Source organism: Tardiphaga sp., from assembly GCF_044336785.1.
Classification (GTDB): domain Bacteria; phylum Pseudomonadota; class Alphaproteobacteria; order Rhizobiales; family Xanthobacteraceae; genus Tardiphaga.
In genome coordinates, this window is sequence record NZ_JBIIOT010000011.1 from 1 (window position 1) to 20,943 (window position 20,943).

The following is a 20,943-nucleotide window of genomic DNA, read 5'->3' on the forward strand; positions in this document are numbered from 1 at the left end:
GGACCGTGCCGTACTCCGTGGTGGTGCGCGTATCCGTGGTCAAATTCACGCGCTCGCGGGTGAGGTAGTAGTTCTTGGTCCAGAGATTGTTGCCGCCGGCACCACCCTGCCAGAAAGGCGCGTCATAGGGGCCGCCATTGAACGTCGTATCGATGCGGATCGCGCCGCCGATCTTGATGCAGGTGTCGGTGCCCGGAATGTAGTAGAAGCCCGCGCCGTAAAGCGAGCAGACCTTCACATATTCAACGGCCTTCGCCTTGACCGGAAGATCCGCTGCCTGCGCGCTGCCGATGGCCATCAGTGCTGCCGCCGAACCGAGAATTACCTGTTTGATCGTCGTCATGAAGCCTCAAAGGCGAGGCCGAGAGCGAACGACCATGCGTTCTGCGATCCGGCATCGCGTCTTTTTTGGGCCGCACTCGCGGCCGCTCGACGTCAATCTGTTGGCAGCAATCCTGCGACACAATGGCCGCGGTCGGTTGACGCAGCATCATTTGCGCTCTGTGTGTTTTGAGCAACAAACAGCCTGTCTCCAAGGCAGTAAATTACCGATCTGATCACGAGAATTAATGGGGCGATCACGGATCAGTGTTTGCTAGCAAGCGTGTCCCAACATCGCGATGGGCAGATCGCGAGGGTCCTACGAATCACCTTGCTAACCTGGAGGTCCCGCAAGCACGCCGCCTGTCAGCGCAGCCGCGACGCCGGTCGTGCCCGGAAATGTGAGCGGCATCCGATTGAGGCTGCGCACGGCCAGAAACGCGAAAGCCTGCGCTTCCATCGCATCGGCTGACCAGCCCAGCGCATCGGCACTCTCGACCAACGCTGGCGCGATGCGGTCGCCGAGCATCGATAGCAATGTCGGATTGCGAGCCCCGCCCCCGGCCACGATAAATGCATGCGGCGGCTTCGGCAGCAGCGGAGCAATCGCTGCGATGCTTGCGGCGGTGAAAGCTGTGAGCGTAGCGGCGCCATCGCTCGACGATTTGCCCGTGACACTCAGAGCTGCAAAGTGGTTGCGATCGAGCGACTTCGGAGGCGACACGCTGAAGAACGGATTCTGCAGCGCCTGAACGACCCACGCCTCGTCCACCTGCCCTTGCGCTGCGAGCGCACCAGCAGCATCGAACGGTCGCCCTGTGTTTTGAAACACGAAATCATCGAGCAGCGCATTGCCGGGGCCAGTGTCGCAAGCAATCAGCACCTCATCGCCATCGATATAGGTGATGTTGGAGACACCGCCGATATTGACCACGATCAACGGTCCACTGCGACCCTGCCCCCGCGCCAGCGCACGGTGATAGACCGGGACCAGCGGCGCCCCCTGCCCGCCCGCGGCAACATCGGCCGCACGCATGTCGTAGACCACGGGCAGACCCAGACGTGCCGCCAGTCCCTCGCCATCGCCGATCTGCACGGTCAGGCGATCGGCGGGCCGGTGCAAAACGGTCTGGCCATGGAAGCCGACGAGATCGACAGTTTCGCGCGCAATGTCATGAGCGGACAGGAAGGCCTCGACCGCTTCGGCATGGGCGGCCGTCACCACCCGCTCGGCTTCGGTCAGCACGCCCGGCCGCGCATTACGATCGGTCAAGCCAACCGCATCCCTCAGTGACTGCCGCAACAGCGCCCGCTCGGCCTCGCTATAGGGCCGATAACCGGATGGGCCGAAAGCCAGGACCCGCTCGCCATCGGTCTCGATCATGGCGACGTCCACCCCGTCCATCGAGGTTCCGCTCATCAGCCCGATCGCCCACAGCGCCTTGGTCACGCAAAATCCCCTGAATTCCGGTCCAAACTTGTGCCGAACCGCCCAATCTTATACCTAACGGCACTCTGGCACGGCCTAACCGCCGCCAGCATGTCGCCGATAGATTGAGGCGGCGTAAAACCTTCAGACCCGAGTCCCGAACCGATGACCACCTACAAGTCCGATTTCCTTCGTGTGCTGCACGAGCGCGGCCTGATCCATCAGGTCTCCGACGCCGCTGCACTGGATGCCGCCTGCTGCAAGGGACCGGTCACGGCTTATGTAGGCTATGACGCCACGGCGACCAGCCTGCACATCGGCAACCTGATCTCGGTGACCATGCTGTACTGGTTTCAGCAGACCGGACATCGCCCGATCACGCTGATGGGCGGCGGCACTTCGATGGTCGGCGACCCCTCGTTCCGCGACGACCAGCGCAGCCTGCTGACGGTCGAAAAGATCGCGGAGAACATCGAGGGCATCAAGAAAATCTTCGGCAAGATGCTGACCTATGGCGACGGCCCGACAGATGCGCTGATGGTCAACAATGCCGACTGGCTGCTGAAGCTGAACTATGTCGAATTCCTGCGCGATGTCGGCCGCCATTTCTCGGTCAACCGCATGCTGTCCTTCGACAGCGTGAAGCTGCGCCTCGACCGTGACCAGTCGCTGTCCTTCCTCGAATTCAACTACATGATCATGCAGGGCTACGATTTTACGGAGCTCAACCGCCGCTATGGCACGATCCTGCAGATGGGCGGCTCCGACCAGTGGGGCAATATCATCAACGGCGTCGATCTCAGCCACCGTATGGGCGGCCCGCAGCTCTATGCCTTGACCACGCCGCTGCTGACCAAGTCATCCGGCGAGAAGATGGGCAAGTCGGCCTCCGGCGCCGTCTGGCTCAATGGCGACCTCTTCAGCCCATATGATTTCTGGCAGTATTTCCGCAACACCGAAGACGCCGATGTCGGCCGCTTCCTGAAGGTATTCACGCGGCTGCCGCTCGACGAGATCGCGAAGCTTGCAGCACTCGGCGGTTCGGAGATCAACGAGGCTAAGAAGATCCTCGCGACGGAAGCCACCGCTGTCGTGCACGGCCGCGATGCAGCAAACGCTGCCGCCGAGACCGCGCGGAAAACCTTTGAAGAAGGCGCGCTGGCCGAGAGTCTGCCGACCGTCAATATTCCGCGTGCCGAGCTGGATGCCGGAATCGGCGTTCTCGCAGCCTTCGTGAATGCCGGTTTCGTCGCCTCGAACGGTGAAGCGCGCCGCCAGATCAAAGGCGGCGGATTGCGGGTCAATGACGTTGCCGTCAATGATGAGAAGATGTTGCTGACCCCGGATCAGCTGACGCCGGAGGGCGTCATCAAGCTCTCGCTCGGCAAGAAGCGGCATATTTTGCTGAAGCCGGAATAAGACGCTGCCGTAGGATGGGTTGAGCGAAGCGAAAACCCATGCTGCCTTTCGCTGCGGCAGGCTCCGCCGATGGGTTATCACTCCGGCGTTTACGCGCCTGCGCTCAACCCATCCTACGGCCTTCTGCATAGCCGCATTCATCCAGCGCACTTGTCCATGGCGAGCGAAGCGCGTCCCATGACGCCATCGCAATCGCCGTGGAAGAAGAGCGCCCGATGGATTTGAAGTCGTCCCAACGGACGGGACTGACCGTCCTCGGTCTCTGTTTTACACTCTCGCTATTTGGCCGCGGGCTGCAGGAGAGTTTTACGGTTTTCCTGCTGCCGGTGTCGCAGTCCTTCGGCTGGGATCGCGGCGACGTCGTGTCGATCTATTCGCTCACGGCGCTCTGTGTCGGACTGTCGTCCCCGTTAGTCGGGCGATTGTTCGATCGGTCGGGCCCCCGAACGGTTTTCCTGACGGGCCTCGCCGTACTCGGCTGCTCCCTGCTCGCCGCCGCATATTCACAACAACTCTGGCAATTTCAGCTCACGATGGGGCTGTGCTTCGGCTTCGCCGTGGCCTGCATCGGCAATGTGCCGAATGCACTGATGCTGGGGCGCTGGTTCGGCAAACGTTTGCCGACGGCGATGTCGGTCGTTTATTCGGCCACCGGCGCCGGCGTCCTCATCATGCTCCCGCTCGCCCAGTTGCTGATCGATCATTTGGATTGGCGCGGCACCTATCGTGTATTCGGCTTTGCGGCGCTTGCGCTGATGGTGCCCTTGCTGTTCTTCCCCTGGCGCAAGTTCAGTGCTGGCTCGCCGCATCTTGAGAAGCAAAAGGGCGGCGACGATCTGATCGACGAAGGCTGGACGCTGCTGTCGGCGATGCGCCATCACGCCTTCTGGGCTCTATTCGGCACGTTCTTCTTCACTGCCATCGGCATGTACGCCATCACGCCACAGGTCGTGGCCTATCTGGTCGATGCAGGCTTTCCACCACTGCAGGCGGCGACCGCATGGGGCTTCAGCGGCATCGCGCTTCTGTGCGGCATGATCGGCATCAGCTGGCTAGACGGCGTGATCGGGCGGCGACCGTCGATCCTGTTCAGCTATTCTTGCTCCCTGCTCGGCATCGCCATGCTGTGGCTGCTGCAATGGTATCCAAATTACATCCTGCTTACAGGCTTCGTGATCTGCTTCGGCAGCATGATCGGCTCGCGCGGCCCCCTCCTCTCCGCAACAGCGATGAAGATCTTTCGCGGCAAGCGCGTTGGGACGATTTATGGCGCCATTACCTTCGGCAGCGGCCTTGGCGGCGCGTTGGGCTCGTGGAGCGGAGGTCTTCTGCATGACTGGACGCAGAGCTACAACTCACTGCTCGCCTTTGCGCTCATCAGCGTCGTGCTCGGCATGATCCCATTTCTCGTTGTGCCGGCGCTGCGCAACTGACATTGGCCGCGTTCGCCGCGCGAACAAGTTGAGTACCTCACGATTCACGATTGATAAGCGACTCGCTGGTACAAGAATGCCAGTTCTGCCCTTCCTTGAGGTCGCCATGAGTTTGCTCAGCCGTTTTACGATCCGCACCAAGCTCACCAGCATGGTGCTGGTCTCCGCCGCGTCGATCTGCGCCGTCATCGCAGTCGCTGCATCGCTCAGTCAGAAGCGCATGCAGGAAGACCGCATGGAGCAGCTCCACACCGGCGTCGATCTCATGGTCGGTATGGCGGAGAGCATGCAGGAGCAGATCACCGCTGGAAAGCTGACGCTGGCCGACGCTCAGATGCAATATCGCCAGCTCGCCAAGAACATGTTCTTCGGCAACAAGCAGGGCTATCTCGTCGCCTACAAGCCTGACGGCGTGTTGCTGGTGAATGCCGGCAATACCAAGCTCGAAGACAAGTTCACCGGCGCCAAGGATTCCAACGGCGTGCTGATCTCGAAAGCGATCATCGACGCCGGCAAGCAGAGCGTGAATGGCGGCACGACCTATTATCTCTATCCGCGCCCCGGCCAGACCGAGCCGACGGCAAAGATGGTCTTTGCCCGGCACTACGCGCCCTGGGACATCACATTCTCGACGGGCCTCTATATCGACGACCTCGACTCCGACTTCCGCGCCCTGCTCATCCGTCTCGGCTCGCTGGGCGCCGCCGTGCTCGGCGTGATGGCCTTGCTGTCCTGGCTGATCGCCAGCGACATCCTCGGCGCACTGCGCCGCCTGCAGGCCCGCATGCACGAGATCGCCAATGGCGCCCTCGACCAGAACGTGGCCGAAACCGATCGCGGCGATGAAATCGGCCGCATGGCCGAGACGCTGGAAATGCTGCGCCAGACCTCGCTGACCGCCCGCACGCTGCAGGCCGAGCAGGCTGCGCTTGAACAGCGCAGCGAAGCCGAGAAGCGCGATGCGCTGATTGCGCTTGCCGACAGGTTTGATGCCTCGGTCGGCCAGCTCGTCGGCCTGATGGCTTCGGGCTCGACCGAACTGGAAGCCACCGCGCAGTCGATGTCCGGCACCGCGGCCCGCACCAATGATCAGGCCGGTGTGGTCTCCACCGCCGCCACGCAGGCCAGCACGCGCGTTCAGACCGTCGCTGCTGCAGCCGAAGAACTGTCATCATCGATCTCGGAGATCGCGCGCCAGATGGCCCAATCGGCCAAGATCACCACCCATGCGGTGGAGAGCGCGCGCCGCACCGACAGCATCGTCCGTGCGCTGGCCGAAGGCGCGCAGCAGATCGAGGACGTGGTCGAACTGATCTCGACCATTGCCGCCCAGACCAACCTGCTGGCGCTTAACGCCACCATCGAAGCCGCCCGCGCCGGCGATGCCGGTAAAGGTTTCGCGGTGGTCGCCACCGAGGTGAAGAGCCTCGCCGGCCAGACCGCCAGCGCCACCAAGGAAATCAGCACCCGCATCGCGCAGATCCAGGGCGCAACCAAGGAAGCCGTCGAGGCGATCCAGGGCATCACCACGACCATCGAGGAAGTCAGCGCCATCGCCACCACGATCGGCTCGGCCATCGAGGAACAAGGTGCAGCGACTGCCGAGATCGCCCGCAACGTCACCCAGACTGCGCAGGCAACCCAGGACGTCACAACGAATATCGGCGGCGTCACCAATGCGGCGCATGAGACCGGCAATGCCGCGACCATGGTGCTGAGCGCCGCTTCGGGTCTGTCGAAGCAGGCCGAGCAGCTCACCGGCGAAGTGAACACGTTCCTGGCCGGCGTTCGCGCTGCCTGATCCAACTCTCGCAAAGCAAAGGGCGCGGTCATCGCTGACCGCGCCCTTTTTGTTTGGTGAGGTCGTGGAGATCAGCGCGCGGTGAAGCCGCCATCCACCGGCAGTGCCACGCCGGTGACGAAGGTCGACTCATCCGACGCCAGCCACAGCGCGGCATTCGCCACGTCCTCGGCCTTGCACAGACGACCCATCGGGACGGCGGTGAGCAGCTTGGTCTCATTGGCAGCCGCTTCCGCCGCGACGCCGGAGCGGCCGGTGAAGCCGAGCTTCATCGGCGTATCGGCGAGGCCGGGGCAGATTACATTGACGCGAACCTGGTCGGGCGCAAATGTCTGGCAGAGCGACTTGGTGAGGCCGACCACGGCAAACTTCGCAGCCGAATAGATCGGACTCATCATCGAGCCGACCATGCCCGACACCGACGACGTGAAGATCACCGAACCGCCGCCGCGCTTGCGCATATGCTTGACCACCTCACCCGCGCCGATTGTGGCCGACGTGACGTTGAGCGCCATGGCGAATTCATAGGCCTTGAGGTCGAGATTTTCGACACCGGCCGGACCGGGTGTACCGGCATGCGCCCACAGGATATCGACACCGCCAAGCGCCGTCGCTGCGTCATCGATCGAGCTTTTCATCTCATCGGTTTTCGACAGATCCGCCTGGATGGTGATGAGGTCAAAACCCTTGGACTTCATGTCGGCCTTGAGCTGCGTCAGCGCCTCGGCATTGACGTCCACCGCTGCGACCTTCGCGCCCTCCTTGAGGAACAGCTCGACACCGGCGCGGCCCATGCCGGACGCGGCAGCGGTGATGACGGCGAGTTTATTGGCGAGACGCATGGTTTTGTCCTTCTTGTGGTGGTTACGAAGATAAAAAAGAACGCGCAGCGCGGGATTACCGGCACCTGCGCGTCCAAGTCTTGGGAGTCCTCAGTCTCGGGAGTAAGAGACGTTACTTGATCAGCGGGCAGCCACCGTCCTTGAGCGGACGGAAGGCGGTCTCGGCCGGGATCGTGGCCACGACGTTGTAGTAGTCATAGGGCTTCTTCGACTCAGCCGGCTTCTTGACCTGCAGCAGATACATGTCGTGCAGCACGCGGCCGTCCTCACGCAGCGTGGTCTTGCCGAAGAGCGGATCGTCGAACGTGCCCATCTCGCGGATCGCCTTGACGACGGCGACGCCGTCCTTCGGCGAGCCGACCTTGGCAACGGCCTTGAGGTAAGTCAGCGCGGCTGAATAGGCGCCGGCCTGGTTCATGCTGGGATAGCGGCCGTTATTGCGCTTCGCAAAACGCTCGCCGAATTCGCGGGTCTTGTCGTTGAGATCCCAATAGAAGCCTTCGGTGAGCTGCAGGCCCTGCGCGGTGCTGAGGCCGAGCGAGTGCACGTCGGAGATGAACATCAGCATCGCTGCGAGCTTCTGACCGGCCTGAACGATGCCGAATTCCGATGCCTGCTTGATCGCCTTGATGGTGTCGCCGCCGGCATTGGCGAGCGCGATGACATTGGCCTTCGATGCCTGTGCCTGCAGGAGATAGGACGCAAAATCGTTGGAATCCGTCGGATGCTTGATGCTGCCGAGCACCTTGCCGCCATTGGCATTGATGACCGCGGTGGCATCGCGTTCAAGAGAAGCACCCAGCGCAAAATCGACCGTGAGGAAGAACCAGTCCTTACCGCCGGCCTTGGTCATGGCATCGGCCGTACCGTGCGCCAGTGCCCAGGTGTCGTAGGTCCAGTGTACCGAGTTCGGCGTGCAGGCCTTGCCGGTAAGGTCCGATGTGCCCGATGCGGTGAACAGCGCGACTTTGTTGAGCTCCGCGGTCAGGGGCGCAACGGCGAGCGAGGTGGCGCTGGTCGGAATATCGACGAGCACATCGACGCCTTCGGTCTCGTACCACTTGCGCGCAATGTTACGCGCGATGTCGGGCTTGTTCTGCGGATCGCCCTGGACGACCTCGACCTTGAACTTGTCGGCGCCGGGCAGCTTGTTGAAATCCTCGACGGCCATCTTCGTGGCCTCGAACGAGCCCATGCCACCGATATCCGAGAAAATGCCGGACATGTCGGCAAGCACGCCGAGCTTCACGGGCGTCTGAGCCGACGCCAAAGGCGCCGACAGAGCGCCGAGCGACAGCGCCAGCACGGATACGGCAAGTGTACTGCGAATGGTCATTATTCCTCCCCTGACCGAAATCGGCGACGCAGCGGCTAACCCGTCGTCGCTCGAAAATTCTTGTTTATGAATTCATAAGACCTATACATGAATTAGATGTCAAGACGCTCCGAACCTGTCCAGATGGCTTCCAAAGGCCATTTGGCGTAACGAGCCAACCAGAACGTGCAGTGATGCAGGCGCCCAGAAGCCGGGTTGCCCTCAGGGAAGAACCAAGTCGATGCTGGTCAGGCAGGCAGCCAATGTTCTGGAATTGATGGAGTATTTCGCGCGTCGCAAACGGCCGGCGACGCTGGCGGAGATCTCCGACGACCTCGGCTGGCCGCGCTCCAGCACCTTCAATCTCGTCGGCACGATTGCCGACAAAGGCTGGCTGTACGAGCCCCGCGCGCGCAACGGCTATTATCCCAGCCCCCGCTGGCTCACCCTCGCCCGCACCGTCGCCGAAGCCGAGCCGCTGCCCGACGCCGTGCATGCGCTGGTGCTGGAGATCGCCGACAAGACCGGCGAGACGACCGCCATTGCCGCACTCGCGGGCACCAACGCGATCTTCCTCGATGTGGTCGAATGCTCACATTCGGTGCGCTATTTCGCGCAAATCGGCGATCGGGTCCCCGTTTATGCGAGCTCCGTCGGCCGCGCGATTCTCGCGCAGCAAACGCCTGAAGAACGGCGCGCCATCTATCGGAAGATCAGGTTCGAGCCGTTTTCGGACACGACACCTTGCTCAGTTGAGGCAATCGAAACATCGCTCAACGAAGCGGCGACGCGCGGCTACCATCAGAGTTCGGCAGAATATATTGCAGATCTCGCAGGCGTCGCAGTGCCCCTGCCGGTCAATCACCGACGGCTGTCGCTCGTCGTTGCAGGCCCAACATCGCGATGCCTGAACCGGCGGCCCGAAACCGCAGCGACAATTCTGGCATGCATCGAGCGCTTCAAGACTGAGACTTCAAATAGCTAACTGACTTCGCGCGCCTGCCGACGCTGCGCGATCAATTGCTATTATTGTTCTGGTTCGGAAACTCGACAGAGTTGTTCTGCTTGCCTGTACTGAAGTCGAAAATCTTTCGCGTAATTCCCGGTGCGATGGCCGACAGCGGATTGACGCGCAGTACCGGCGCCCCGGGCGTACCGACGACTTCGTAGGTCACGCCGAACAGGCCTTCATTGCTGCCGCCACCTAGAAACAGGCCGACCACCGGGATCTGGCCGAACATATTGTTCAGCCCATACATCGGCACGAAGGTGCCGCTCATGCGCACCTGATTGGCGTTGTAGTCGATATTGCCCTCGATGGTCGCGCCGACCGATGGCCCCTGCACAAGGCCTTCACGCACGGTCATGAGGCCGTTCTGCCGGACAAATTCCGCGCGTAAGCGCGTGAACGCGATGCCGCTGTTCTGCGCGCCGGGCGGACCACCGGACGCAGCAACGCGCTCGAGCGACGCTTCACCCTTGACCGTAAAGTTGCGCACATTGATCAGGCCTTCCTTCGGACGGGTGTCCGTGGAAGGCGTGTCCATTGCCAGCGCGAGCTGGCCGCCGAACATTTTCGAATAGGTGTCGGTCACGCGCAGGAACGCGCCAGCATCGTTGGTTTCGATGAAGATGACATCGCGCCCGGCGCCTTGCGACTTGCCGCGCATGTCGCCCGTGAGCGGTGTGTCACGGCCAAGCTTGCCGGTCAGCGCGAATTTCGAGATCGTGCCGTTACGACGCGAAACCTTCGCATCGACACTGCGCACAGCCTCGCCGTAGAAGCCAGCGACAGCGCCGAGCTTCACGTCGATATCGAAATCGACCGTCTTGGCCTTGCTCTTGGTGTCCGGCTCCTTGCCGCCCGACATCGCGCCCTTCAGGAAGCCGCGACCATCGAACACGTCGCCGCGCATAGTCACCTTGAGCACACCGTCATTGCCGCGCTCGGCCCTGATCGAGGTCTTGTCGCCTTCAGACGGCGAATAGGTCGGGAAGTTGACGTTGACAAGATCGCCATTCTGATCGAGTTCGACCGATCCCTTGATCGTGGCACCGGCGCCATCGACCGTGATGTCTTCGAGACGCGTCGAGTCGCCCTTCTTCACCACATTGAACGCAGCCTTCGCCGATTTGCCGGCGACCTTGGCCCAGCCCGGCAACAGATTGTCGAGCTTCAGGGGCGTCAGGTCGGCTTCGATATTGAACTTGCTGTCACGGTCGCCGCTGCCGATCTTGCCGTTCAACTTCAGCGGCAGCGCGCCAACGACGGCAGTACCGAGATCGACGCCCATGCGTGCACGGCTGGCATCGTCCAATGTCGCGCTGAGACGCACATCCGCATCGCCCTCGGTCGGCTTGCGATAATCGAGTTGTCCCGACTGGCCGTTGATCTTGATGTCGCCGCGGACCTGATAGCCTTGATTGTTGGCGGCGATCTTCAGCGTATTGGCTTCGACCTTCTGGTTCATCACCAGCTTGTCGGCGGAGAAATCCTTGAGATCGGCGGTGACGTTATAGGTCGTGTCAGCCTTGGTGAGTTCGTGCTGGATCGGCATACCCATCGCCACCTGCGCCGTCACATTGCCCTTGATGGCATTGGGATCGAGCATGTTGCCGGAGGCTTCGCTCAAGCGATCGGAATTCAGCACCTCGACGACGCCGGGCGCGGGTCCGTCGAGCTTGAAACGGATACGCGACGGCGACGGCTTTGGCGCCATGTCAGGCACTTCGAATACGACGTCGCTCAGGTTGAGCTTGCGGCCGCCGGGCGTATCCACATTGGCCTGGCTGATCGTCACCGTTGCGGTGCGGCCGGTAATCCGTGCGCGCAGATCACCGTCATGCACCGCAGGCAAACCGTCCACCGGTCGCAGCGAGACATCATTGGCGATGATGGACACATTCAGACCGTCATCCGGAATCGGCGGACCGCGGCGTGTGAGATTCTTGGTCGGCGAATTCACGCCGATCTCGATGCGCTGCAGATTGCCCGCCTCGATACGCTCGATCACCCATTCGCGCACCTCGGGCACAATCAGGATCGGCCACATGCGCTTGAGCGCCGAGGCGTTCATCGGCGTGCCGGCAAAGCCGAGCTTCATCCGCGGCTCGCTTGCGTAATCGACGCTGCCGGTGCCGGCGACACCGAGTTCACCATTGCTGATATTGGCCTGTGTCAGCGACACCAGCCGATTGTCGGGATCGAATTTGGCGCGAATGGAGATGTTATTGAAGATCAGTGGTGCTTCACTGGGCGTGCGGCCACCAAGCACGATGGTGCCGCCACTCAAACCTGCCTGCCACGCATTCGACGTACCGTTCGGCGGCTCCACATGGGCCAGCAGCGTCACGCGGTTTGCACCTGAAATGACCTTGAACGGCGCCAGCAAAACGCGGCGACCGGCGTCCCATTCGAAGCTTATCTCGGCGCTGTCGATCGGCATCGGATAATCGGGCGTGTCATTGTCGATGATATCGCCCGCACCGGCCGTCAGCTTGCCACGCAAATAGGTCGGCACGCCATCGCGGCCGATCTCGCCCTTGAGTTCGCCCGTCAGCGGGATATCGGCGCTGTAAGTGAGATCCTTCATCCGCAGCGCCAGCAGGATGTTCTTGGTCGAGACCTTGTCCGCCTTCAAATCAACCGAGCGCACGCCGTTGCTGGGGGCGCCGATATTGACGCCAAGCGACCACGGCGCCTTGCCGCCCTCGCCGACCGTGAGCGCGACGCCGCCGCCGCTCGGCCGCCGCAGGCTCAGCGAGATGTTGTTGAACTCCCATTTGTTGCCACGCTGCTGGTCATCAACGACGAGCCGGCCATTCTTGAGACCGACCTCGTTGAGGTTCTGGCCATCAAGCCCCGACAGCGTCAGCGTATCCAGCCAGTCGAGACCGGCGAGAATGCCCGAGGGTGCCTCGCGCGGCGCAGGCGTCGCGCCCGGTGCCGGCTGAACCTGCACGACTGGCGGCTGCGGCTGGCGCGGGAAAGTGAGTTCCGGTTGCTTGGCCGGACCGAGCCAGGCACCAGGCACGCGTGGCGATGCCATGCCGGTGGCGATCGGCCTCTCATTATTGCCGGTCGAGACGGTCACCTGCCCGTCCGGCGTGATGCGCACGGCGAGCGCGACATCGACCAGATTGAGGCTCTCGGCCCGCATGCGTCCCATCAGAACAGACGCGAAGGAGATTTTCACTTCGGCTTTCGGCGCACTGGCGATGACCGCGCGGTCCCGATCACGCACGACGATGTCGCGAATGCGCACGGCCATGCGGACACGGCCAGCGCGTTCGATCTGGGTTCCACCGATCTCGACGGTATTCCCTTCGCCGATGTTGTCCTGGATCGCATCTGCCAGCCATGGCGTGGCCATGTCGAAATTGATCGGGCCGGCGCCGAGCCGCCACCACAACACCGCGAAGCAGACGGCAGAGACGATAAACAGACCACCAAAGACCGTGACGATGCGCTTACCCCAACGACCGCGGGGCCGATGTCCGCCGCGCGACCGAAAGCGATCACCCAGGCGGTGCCAGATCGAGGATTTCGGCGACAGCAATTTCCGCGCACGATCATGGCCAGCCGCATAGTGCCGGCGATCCCATTCGGAATCGTCCCACTGCGTGGACCGGTCATCGGCGCGCGGACGAGGCGCTGCGGGTGGCTTGCTCTTTGCCATGTCCTCTAGGTGCCGGGCCTCTCAGGGGTGGCGCTGATTGCGAGATCGATCGCTACCGACAGTTTGCATCGATCTGTGACGAACGCCCAACTGCCGGCAGGACTGCCAATCCCGAATGTGAATACTAGCTCGTCGTGGTCGTTGCAGCCCACTGTGGAAAACCTATGGGCGCGGGCAACGTGTATCGTTTCGAATCCTTTGGTCAGCATACAGCGCGACCAGTGCTTTTGCACCGCAACGTCACCCCGGAGGCTCCGCGAAGCACGCCTGCAATTCAACCACAGTGACCGTCCGAAAGCGACGAAAGGAAGGCGTATGTGCAAGAAATTGCGCGAGAATCCCTCGAAAGCCGGACAGTCGGATGACCTGCCGCGCACCCGGATCGATGGCCCGAATGCCCCCCGCTGCGGCCATCCGCCTCGTCGCAACACCGACGCCGGATTTCGACCATGGAGCCGTTCGTCAGCCTCAGATAAGACGGCCATACGAAACGCGGATGACGAAGGGACGGCTCAATGGCCAAAGCAGCGAAAACGGCGACGACTGACCCGATGGAGGGCAAGACGGCGCCCGCCTTCAAGCTGCCGCGCGATGGCGGCGCGACCGTCGCCCTGTCGGACTTCGCAGGTCGCAAGCTGGTGATTTTCTTTTATCCACGCGCCAGCACGCCCGGCTGCACCAAGGAAGCGATCGACTTCACCCGCCTTGCCGCCGACTTCGAGACTGCCGACACCGCCGTGCTCGGTGTCTCCGCCGACCCGCTGAAGGCCCAGGAGAAGTTTCGCGACAAATACGAACTCGGTATGCCGCTGCTCTCGGACGACAAGCAGACGATGCTGATGGCCTATGGCGCATGGGGCGAAAAGAAGTTGTACGGCAAGGCGTTCGAAGGCGTTCTTCGCAGCACGGTGCTGATCGGCCGCGACGGCAAGGTCATCAAGGCATGGCGCAATGTGAAGGTGGACGGGCACGCCGATGCGGTGCTGGCCGAAACATTGCGGCATTAACCCATTTCCAAATTGATGGATGTCATTTAGCTGGAATTAACCATGCCCGGCTCAAATCCCTCCCGTAGTTGAGCCCGCCGACGAGTCTCCCGGCGGGCGCGGGAGTGCTGATGTCGAACCGTCCTGTCCAATATGCCGAGTACCCTCAGCACCACGCTCACGACCACGGACGGCCTCAACCGCGCCGCGTCGCCCCCGCCAAGCCGCCAGCCTCCATGGCCACACGGCAGAGCGACTACACGATCGCGCATCGCGGCAAGCAGGTTCGTATCGGGCCGGTGGTGTTCTGGATTGTCGTCGGCACGGTGACCGTGCTTGGCGCCTGGTCGGCCGCCACTGCCACTTATTTCGCATTTCGCGACGACGTGCTGACCAAGCTGATCGCCCGTCAGGCCGATATGCAATACGCGTATGAGGACCGTATCGCCGAGCTGCGCGCCAAGATCGACCGCACCACCAGCCGCCAGATGCTGGATCAGGAGCAGTTCGACAAGAAGCTCGAGCAGGTGCTGCGTCGCCAGAACCAGCTGGAATCCCGCGCCAGCGCGCTTGGCAGTGTGCCCGACCTGTCGGTCACCGGTTCGATCCCGCCGACGAAAGCTCCCGGTCGCGGCGCATCGCTCGACACGAATTCGATGCCCAGGCCCTCGCCGATCAGTGACACCGTCACATTCGTTGCACCGCCGGACCGCGAAGCGCGGCTGGAGTCACGCGCGCCCGTTCTCGCAGCACCGCCGCAGACCCAGGTCGCCAAGCTTGGTGGCGCCGACAATGTGATCGACCGCCTGCAGGCCTCGCTCGATCGCGTCGAAAGCAAGCAGCTTGCGGCTTTGAGCTCGACGGAAGAAGCCATCGACTCCAAGGTCCGCCGCATGCGCGGCGCGATCGCGGATCTTGGCCTCAACATGGCCAAGCTGGAGGCCGCCGCACCGCGTGGCGGGATGGGCGGGCCGTATATTCCGGTCAAACTCTCAGCCAATGCGGACCCGTTCGAGCGCCAGCTCTATCGCCTGCAACTCACCCGGTCGCAGATGGACAAGCTGAATCGCACCATGGCACAGGTGCCCTATCGCAAGCCCGTTGTCGGCACCGTCGAATTCTCATCCGGTTTCGGTGTGCGCAGCGATCCGTTCCTCGGCCGCCCGGCCATGCATGCCGGCCTCGATTTCCGCGGCTCCACCGGCGATCCGATCCGCGCCACCGCCAATGGCCGCGTCGTCGCCGCAGCCTATGCGGGCGGTTATGGCAAGATGGTCGAGATCGACCACGGCAACGGCCTTTCGACCCGCTACGGCCATATGTCGGTGATCCAGGTGAAGGTCGGCGACAGCATTAAGATCGGCCAGGTGATCGGCCAGGTCGGCTCCACCGGCCGCTCCACCGGTCCGCATCTGCATTATGAAACCCGCATCGATGGCGAGGCCGTCGATCCGCAGAAGTTCTTGCGCGCAGGCGTTCGTCTCAGCGCCAGCTGAGACACTGACGGGCATTGTTGGCCTGCCCGCGATGTGATTGAAGCGACATCGAAACCCATCGAGGTCGCCCGCGTGACATCCCCCCGACGCATTGGTCCCCGCTATCCCCGCCTCGGCCGGTTCTGCTTCCGCGCCACGCGACGGCTGACGACATGGGTGATGTCGCTGGCAGGCTTTCACGCCAATGACAGCCACTTCGCGGTTCGTCGCATTGATGAACTGCGTGCCAAACTGGCGCGCGGCGAAACCGTCTATCTCGCCGGCCTGGGATTGCCCGGCACGCACAATTCCGGTGTTGCGCTGGTCGAGGTCACGCAGGCTCACGGCCCGCGCCTGATCGTCAACAATGAAGAAGAACGCTTCTCCGGCGACAAGCATACCACGCAATATCCACGCGCGGCGCTGGATGCGATGCGCGGCACGCTCCACGCGATGGGCAAAGACGTCACTGATATCGATGCGTGGCTGACAAGCTGGGATTATCCTGATCTCGTCGGCACGCTGGTGCGCAGCATCGTGGAGGAGTTTCCCGACGGTTTGAAACTGCTACGCACGAAAAATTCCGTCAGCTTCGATGCCAAGCGTCTCGAACAGATGACGCGGACGCCAAAGCTGCTGCGCAAGCAATTCGGCCTGTCCGCGCGCGTCCCGCTCTTGATGATGCCGCATCACGACAATCATGCATGGTTCTCGTTTGCCGCCTCGCCTTTCCCTGATGACGAGCCCGTGGCAATCGCCGTGCTCGACGGCACCGGCGATCTTGGCTCGGTCTCGACCTATGTGGCGCAGGGCGGCACGATCACAAAACTGTATTGCAACGACAGTGTCTTCGACTCCCTCGGCGCTTTCTACAGCGTGATTTCCTCCACCCAAGGCGGCTGGACATGGCTCTCCAGCGAGGGCCGCTATATGGGCGCTGCCGCCTGGGGGGATATGGATCGCGCCAGCAACCCCTATTATGCGCGCCTGCGCGAGGTGCTGGACTTCGGCCCTGACGGCGAGCTCAAGCTCAATCGCGCCATGGGCAACTGGTATTGCGACCCGTTCGACAATCCCTACAAGCAGCCGCTGATCGACATTCTCGGCCCGCCGCTGAAGCCTGATCAATTGTGGAATCCCGATGCGGTGCTGCGCGTCGAGGACATCCAGCACCGGCCCGATACCCAGGATCGCCTCGACAAGGCCGCAGGAACGCAGCTCGTGTTCGAGGATGCGATGATCCATGTCGTCGCCGGTCTCTTGCGCAAGACGGGCGCACATCGCGTCGTGCTGACCGGCGGTGTCGCACTCAATGCACTCGGCAACATGCGATTGCTCGAACATTTCGACGAGGCGTGGTTCACCCGCGAGCAAGGCCGCAAGGCGCGCCTGCATCTATGGATGCCGCCGACGCCCGGCGACCCCGGCGTCTCCATCGGCGCGGCCTGGATCTTTGCGCACCTCATCGGCGCGCCGCGGGGCGCACCGATGACGCATGCGTTCTATTGTGGCGATGCACCGGCGGCGCAAGATATTGCAGCCGTTCTCAGGGGTGATGACATCAACTCAAGGATCATCGGCGAGATCTCGACGTCAGACGGCCTCGACGCCGTCGCCGATCTGATGGGCTATCTCGTCGCACAAAACAGCATTATCGCGCTTTACCAGGGCGCGGCCGAAACAGGCCCCCGCGCGCTTGGTCATCGCTCGATCCTCGCCAATCCCTGCGACGCAGCCACGCGCGAACGTCTCAACGAACGCGTCAAATATCGCGAAGCCATTCGCCCGCTGGCACCGATGGCGACCCGCGAAGCGGCGCTGGAATATTTCGATCTGCTGGATGGCGCGTCAGACGCTGACTACAACGCCTACAATTACATGGTGCTGACCGCGCAATCGAAGCCGCATGCGCGTGAAAAAATCCTGGCGGTGATTCATGCTGATGGCACCGGCCGCATCCAGATCGTCCGTGCCGAGGACGATCCACTCACGCACGCGTATCTGAAAGCGCTCGGACGCCATCTCGGCGTCGAGCTGTCGGTCAACACGTCGTTCAATGTCGCCGGCCCGATCGCGCAGACGCCGCAACAGGCCGTCGAGACTTTGCGCCGCTCGGCGGGGCTCGACGTGGTATTCATGGTGGCCGGCGATGGCACCGTCACCGCCGCTTGGCACGGCGGTGAGCGGGACAGCGGCCGGTTTACGACGGGATACGAGCGATGGAAAAGCCGTGGGGCGGATGAGGCGAAGCCGTAGTCCGCCGCGGAGTTTCCACCGTCAAATCGGCCGGCGGATGACGCTTCGCTCATCCGCCCTATGATCATGTCTCGTTAAACCTTGCCGATCTTCTTGGCTGTAGCAACGAGGCGTTCGCTGTCCTTTGCCACGAAGGCCGCAAAGGCTTCCGAGTCCTGATAAGCGGGCATGTTGCCGGCTGCCTCAAAGACCTTGGTCACTTCCGGATCCTTCATCGCGTCCCGCATGGTGTCGCGCAGCTTCGTCAAGACCGGCGCGGGCATGCCCTTCGGCGCGAACAGGCCGGCCCAGATGTAGAACTCCACATCGGGATAGCCGATCTCCTTGAAGGTCGGCAGGTCCGGGAAGGCCGCAAGACGCTCGCCGCCGAAATTGGCGAGGACGCGCAGCGTGCCGGCATCGACATGCTGCTTGAGCGTGCCCGGGGCCGAGGCCAGCGCCTGAATCGTACCACCGATAAGATCGCTGACAGCAGGTGCTGCACCGCGATACGGCACGTGGAGCATCTTGATGCCGGCTGCGAGCGCAAACATCTCCATCGAGACATGAAGCGTACCGAATGGGCCTGACGAGCCATAGGAGATCGCACCAGGACGCGCCTTGGCATCGGCGACGAATTCCTGGATCGTCTTCCACGGTGCGCTGGCCGGCACGGCGAACAGCGTGGGATCCGCGAGCACGCGCGCCACCGGCTGCAGTTGATCGACTTCGTAAGCGACCGGGCGGCCATAGATGCGATCCGACTCCGGCAGCACCGCGAGCGACGACAGCGTCATCAGCAGCGTATGCCCATCAGGCGCTGCGCGTGCGACAGTCGCATTGCCGAGCGATCCGCCGGCACCGCTGCGGTTGTCGATGATCACGGCCTTGCCGAGCACTTTCTGCATGTAGTTCGCGATCGGGCGCGCAGCGATGTCGGCCTGCCCGCCTGCGGGGAACGGCACGACCATGCTGATATTCTTGCTGGGCCAGGCTTCCTGCGCATGCGCAGTCTGGCCGGTCAAGGCAAGGGTCGACAGGCCGCCAAGGCCTGCAAGGAAATCACGGCGCTTCATGGTTATCTCCCGTTTATTGTATTCGGCAACACATCTGATGCGTGTGTCGATGGACGTGCCACTCCTATAGGGAGTGGAATTCTCGAAGCTTGCGGGTTTTTGCGCACGGGGCGGAGATCGCCCCATGCGTCCTGATTGCGGTCGTCAGGCGATCAGCCGACCGGATTTTCCAGACGTCCGATGCCGCTGACTTCGACCGCCACAACATCGCCCTTCTTCAGGAAGCGCGGCGGGGTGAAACCGAGCCCGACGCCGGCAGGCGTGCCCGTTGCGATGACGTCACCGGGCTCCAGCGTGATGCCGGCGGAGAGCGTCTCGATCAGGGTCGGGATGTCGAACACGAGATCGGCGACCGATGCGTTCTGGCGGAGCTCGCCATTCACGAATGTCTTCAGATGCATCTTGGTCGGATCCGGCATCGCGTCTGCGGTGATGATCGCCGGGCCCATCGGGCAGAAGCCGTCGATGCCCTTGCCGATGAACCATTGGCGATGCTGGTGCTGCAGCGTGCGTGCGGTCACGTCATTGATGATCGTGTAGCCGAACACATGCTTGAGCGCGTCGGCCTTCTTGATGCCACGACCACCGCGGCCGATGATCACCGTGAGTTCGCCCTCATAGTCCGTGCTGTCGGTCGTATCGAGATATTGCGGGATCGCGGCGCCCTGCCCGATCACCGTGCTCGACGGCTTGGTGAAGATGACAGGATATTCCGGCACGACTTCCTTGGCCGAGGAGTCATAGCCGCTGCCTGCGAATTCCTTGGCGTGCTCGAAATAGTTCTTGCCGACGCAGAAGACGTTACGCGCCGGGCGCGGGATCGGAGCCAACAGCTCAAGGCCGGCGATCGGCAGCGCTGCGCCGGCAGCACCAGCAATGCTGTCCTTCAGACTATCGTAGTTTGCGATCAGGGTGAGCATGTCCGGCGCGACGGTGGCCGGCAGCGGCTGGACCTTGGAAAGCGCCTGGTCCGCAATACCGACGGTCAGCCGGCCTTCGTGCCTGAATGTGACAAGGTGCATGGTTTCCTCCTGATATTCGCTTTTGGGGCGGCTGGCGCGCCGCGTCTCCTATGGGTACGATTATCTTCGATGGGAGATTTACGCAAGCGGCCGGTTCCGCATTTTTCCTCTTTAGAAGACGCGACTAATCGTCTCTTAACGCCGTCGCGTCCTGAAGATCATGCAGCCGACGCCACTGATTTCGGCCCGCAGGATGTGACATCGCGCAAAACCGAGCCTAAAGTAGAATCGATTTTATTATGGATGGAGCGACACGCGATATGGCGAAGGCAGCGGTACGGACGGTCGTACGTGAAGACCCCGTCAGCCGCGCATTCGGCGATCGGGTCCGCACATTGCGTGAAGAAGCCGAACTCACGCTGGAGCAGCTCTCCAAACAGTCCGGTGTCAGTCGGGCGATGCTGTCCAAGGTCGAGCGCGGCGAGAAGAGCCCGACCATCGGCGTGGCGCGCCGCATTGCGCTGGCCCTCAACACCTCGTTTTCGTCTCTCATGGGAGACGATGATGGGCCGCGACGCGCCTTTGCGATCGTACGCAAGGACCAGCGGCCGGTGTTCCGTGACGCAGAAACCGGCTTCGAACGCTTCCTGTTGTCTCCGGTGATGGCGGGAATGTCCGTCGAAGTCGCGCTGCATCACCTGCCGCCGAAAACCTCGACAGGCGAGTTGCCCGCCTACCCCGCTGGCACATCGAAACATGTTCTGGCCACACGTGGAAAGGTCACCGTCAAGACCAAGGACACGGAGACGGTGCTCGACGAAGGCGACTCGCTTTATTTCGAGGTGGATGTCGAACACTGGTTCGAGAACCGCACCACGCGCGCCTGCGAGTATTATCTGGTGATCTCGGCACCACCATCATTCGGGCGACGCGACGGCAAGGGTTGAACGTAGGGCGGATGAGCGAAGCG

At 62.4% G+C, this 20,943-nt stretch carries 14 protein-coding genes and 1 pseudogene; 8 read left to right on the forward strand and 7 right to left on the reverse strand.

Translation table 11 applies throughout. The annotated features are described in order from the left end of the window. Positions 1–343 (reverse strand): porin (locus tag ACIQ2A_RS05280; protein ID WP_398476533.1); only part of this gene is annotated, 343 nt, incomplete at its 3' end. Positions 344–655: 312 nt separating this feature from the next. Beyond that, a complete protein-coding gene (locus ACIQ2A_RS05285) occupies positions 656–1,771 on the reverse strand; it encodes an anhydro-N-acetylmuramic acid kinase (protein ID WP_398476535.1) in 1,116 nt (371 codons plus the stop codon). A 144-nt stretch (positions 1,772–1,915) separates the two neighbouring features. Between ACIQ2A_RS05285 and tyrS the strand changes: the two genes are divergently transcribed. From tyrS to ACIQ2A_RS05300, 3 genes are all read left to right on the forward strand, one after another. Then, complete coding sequence (gene tyrS, locus ACIQ2A_RS05290; RefSeq protein WP_398476537.1) at positions 1,916–3,169, forward strand: tyrosine--tRNA ligase; 1,254 nt, start codon at positions 1,916–1,918, stop codon at positions 3,167–3,169. A 215-nt stretch (positions 3,170–3,384) separates the two neighbouring features. Next, on the forward strand, positions 3,385–4,602 hold the full coding sequence (locus ACIQ2A_RS05295; RefSeq protein WP_398476539.1) for an MFS transporter: 1,218 nt from the start codon (positions 3,385–3,387) through the stop codon (positions 4,600–4,602). A gap of 106 nt (positions 4,603–4,708) precedes the next feature. Next, positions 4,709–6,403 (forward strand): methyl-accepting chemotaxis protein, encoded by a 1,695-nt coding sequence (locus ACIQ2A_RS05300; RefSeq protein WP_398476541.1) that lies wholly within the window; start codon positions 4,709–4,711, stop codon positions 6,401–6,403. Positions 6,404–6,474: 71 nt separating this feature from the next. On the opposite strand, the gene ACIQ2A_RS05305 is transcribed toward ACIQ2A_RS05300, so the two are convergent. Both ACIQ2A_RS05305 and ACIQ2A_RS05310 read right to left on the reverse strand, forming a co-directional pair. Then, positions 6,475–7,245 (reverse strand): SDR family NAD(P)-dependent oxidoreductase, encoded by a 771-nt coding sequence (locus ACIQ2A_RS05305; protein WP_398476544.1) that lies wholly within the window; start codon positions 7,243–7,245, stop codon positions 6,475–6,477. 112 nt (positions 7,246–7,357) lie between these two features. Then, positions 7,358–8,581 (reverse strand): ABC transporter substrate-binding protein, encoded by a 1,224-nt coding sequence (locus ACIQ2A_RS05310; protein ID WP_398476546.1) that lies wholly within the window; start codon positions 8,579–8,581, stop codon positions 7,358–7,360. A gap of 220 nt (positions 8,582–8,801) precedes the next feature. On the opposite strand from ACIQ2A_RS05310, the gene ACIQ2A_RS05315 reads away from it, so the two are divergent. After that, positions 8,802–9,545, forward strand: coding sequence for an IclR family transcriptional regulator (locus tag ACIQ2A_RS05315; protein ID WP_398476548.1), 744 nt, complete (start codon positions 8,802–8,804; stop codon positions 9,543–9,545). Positions 9,546–9,576: 31 nt separating this feature from the next. Here ACIQ2A_RS05315 and ACIQ2A_RS05320 read toward each other — a convergent pair whose 3' ends face one another. Next, on the reverse strand, positions 9,577–13,239 hold the full coding sequence (locus tag ACIQ2A_RS05320) for a DUF3971 domain-containing protein (RefSeq protein ID WP_398476551.1): 3,663 nt from the start codon (positions 13,237–13,239) through the stop codon (positions 9,577–9,579). A gap of 524 nt (positions 13,240–13,763) precedes the next feature. Here ACIQ2A_RS05320 and ACIQ2A_RS05325 point away from each other — a divergent pair. The 3 genes and pseudogenes from ACIQ2A_RS05325 to ACIQ2A_RS05335 form a co-directional block, all read left to right on the forward strand. After that, positions 13,764–14,246: pseudogene (locus tag ACIQ2A_RS05325) on the forward strand (peroxiredoxin); the annotation flags it as partial. 110 nt (positions 14,247–14,356) lie between these two features. Then, a complete protein-coding gene (locus ACIQ2A_RS05330; RefSeq protein WP_398476553.1) occupies positions 14,357–15,721 on the forward strand; it encodes a M23 family metallopeptidase in 1,365 nt (454 codons plus the stop codon). 72 nt (positions 15,722–15,793) lie between these two features. Further along, positions 15,794–17,956, forward strand: a complete 2,163-nt coding sequence (locus ACIQ2A_RS05335) for a carbamoyltransferase C-terminal domain-containing protein (protein ID WP_398476555.1) — start codon at positions 15,794–15,796, stop codon at positions 17,954–17,956. A 74-nt stretch (positions 17,957–18,030) separates the two neighbouring features. Here ACIQ2A_RS05335 and ACIQ2A_RS05340 read toward each other — a convergent pair whose 3' ends face one another. Further along, a complete protein-coding gene (locus ACIQ2A_RS05340; protein WP_398476557.1) occupies positions 18,031–19,011 on the reverse strand; it encodes a Bug family tripartite tricarboxylate transporter substrate binding protein in 981 nt (326 codons plus the stop codon). Between the two features lie 152 nt (positions 19,012–19,163). Further along, a complete protein-coding gene (locus ACIQ2A_RS05345; RefSeq protein WP_398476559.1) occupies positions 19,164–20,033 on the reverse strand; it encodes a fumarylacetoacetate hydrolase family protein in 870 nt (289 codons plus the stop codon). 260 nt (positions 20,034–20,293) lie between these two features. Here ACIQ2A_RS05345 and ACIQ2A_RS05350 point away from each other — a divergent pair, with 260 nt between their 5' ends. After that, positions 20,294–20,920 carry a helix-turn-helix domain-containing protein gene (locus ACIQ2A_RS05350; RefSeq protein WP_398476561.1) on the forward strand — a complete coding sequence of 209 codons (627 nt, stop codon included), beginning with the start codon at positions 20,294–20,296 and terminating at the stop codon, positions 20,918–20,920. The last annotated feature ends 23 nt before the right edge of the window (positions 20,921–20,943 follow it).

Bases quoted from the DNA above. Each gene is read 5' to 3' on its own strand.
- ACIQ2A_RS05330 (WP_398476553.1), top strand. From the start codon at position 14,357: ATGTCGAACCGTCCTGTCCAATATGCCGAGTACCCTCAGCACCACGCT.
- ACIQ2A_RS05305 (WP_398476544.1), bottom strand. From the start codon at position 7,245: ATGCGTCTCGCCAATAAACTCGCCGTCATCACCGCTGCCGCGTCCGGC.
- ACIQ2A_RS05350 (WP_398476561.1), top strand. From the start codon at position 20,294: ATGGCGAAGGCAGCGGTACGGACGGTCGTACGTGAAGACCCCGTCAGC.
- ACIQ2A_RS05315 (WP_398476548.1), top strand. From the start codon at position 8,802: ATGCTGGTCAGGCAGGCAGCCAATGTTCTGGAATTGATGGAGTATTTC.
- ACIQ2A_RS05310 (WP_398476546.1), bottom strand. From the start codon at position 8,581: ATGACCATTCGCAGTACACTTGCCGTATCCGTGCTGGCGCTGTCGCTC.
- ACIQ2A_RS05340 (WP_398476557.1), bottom strand. From the start codon at position 19,011: ATGAAGCGCCGTGATTTCCTTGCAGGCCTTGGCGGCCTGTCGACCCTT.
- ACIQ2A_RS05295 (WP_398476539.1), top strand. From the start codon at position 3,385: ATGGATTTGAAGTCGTCCCAACGGACGGGACTGACCGTCCTCGGTCTC.
- ACIQ2A_RS05345 (WP_398476559.1), bottom strand. From the start codon at position 20,033: ATGCACCTTGTCACATTCAGGCACGAAGGCCGGCTGACCGTCGGTATT.
- ACIQ2A_RS05300 (WP_398476541.1), top strand. From the start codon at position 4,709: ATGAGTTTGCTCAGCCGTTTTACGATCCGCACCAAGCTCACCAGCATG.
- ACIQ2A_RS05320 (WP_398476551.1), bottom strand. From the start codon at position 13,239: ATGGCAAAGAGCAAGCCACCCGCAGCGCCTCGTCCGCGCGCCGATGAC.
- tyrS (WP_398476537.1), top strand. From the start codon at position 1,916: ATGACCACCTACAAGTCCGATTTCCTTCGTGTGCTGCACGAGCGCGGC.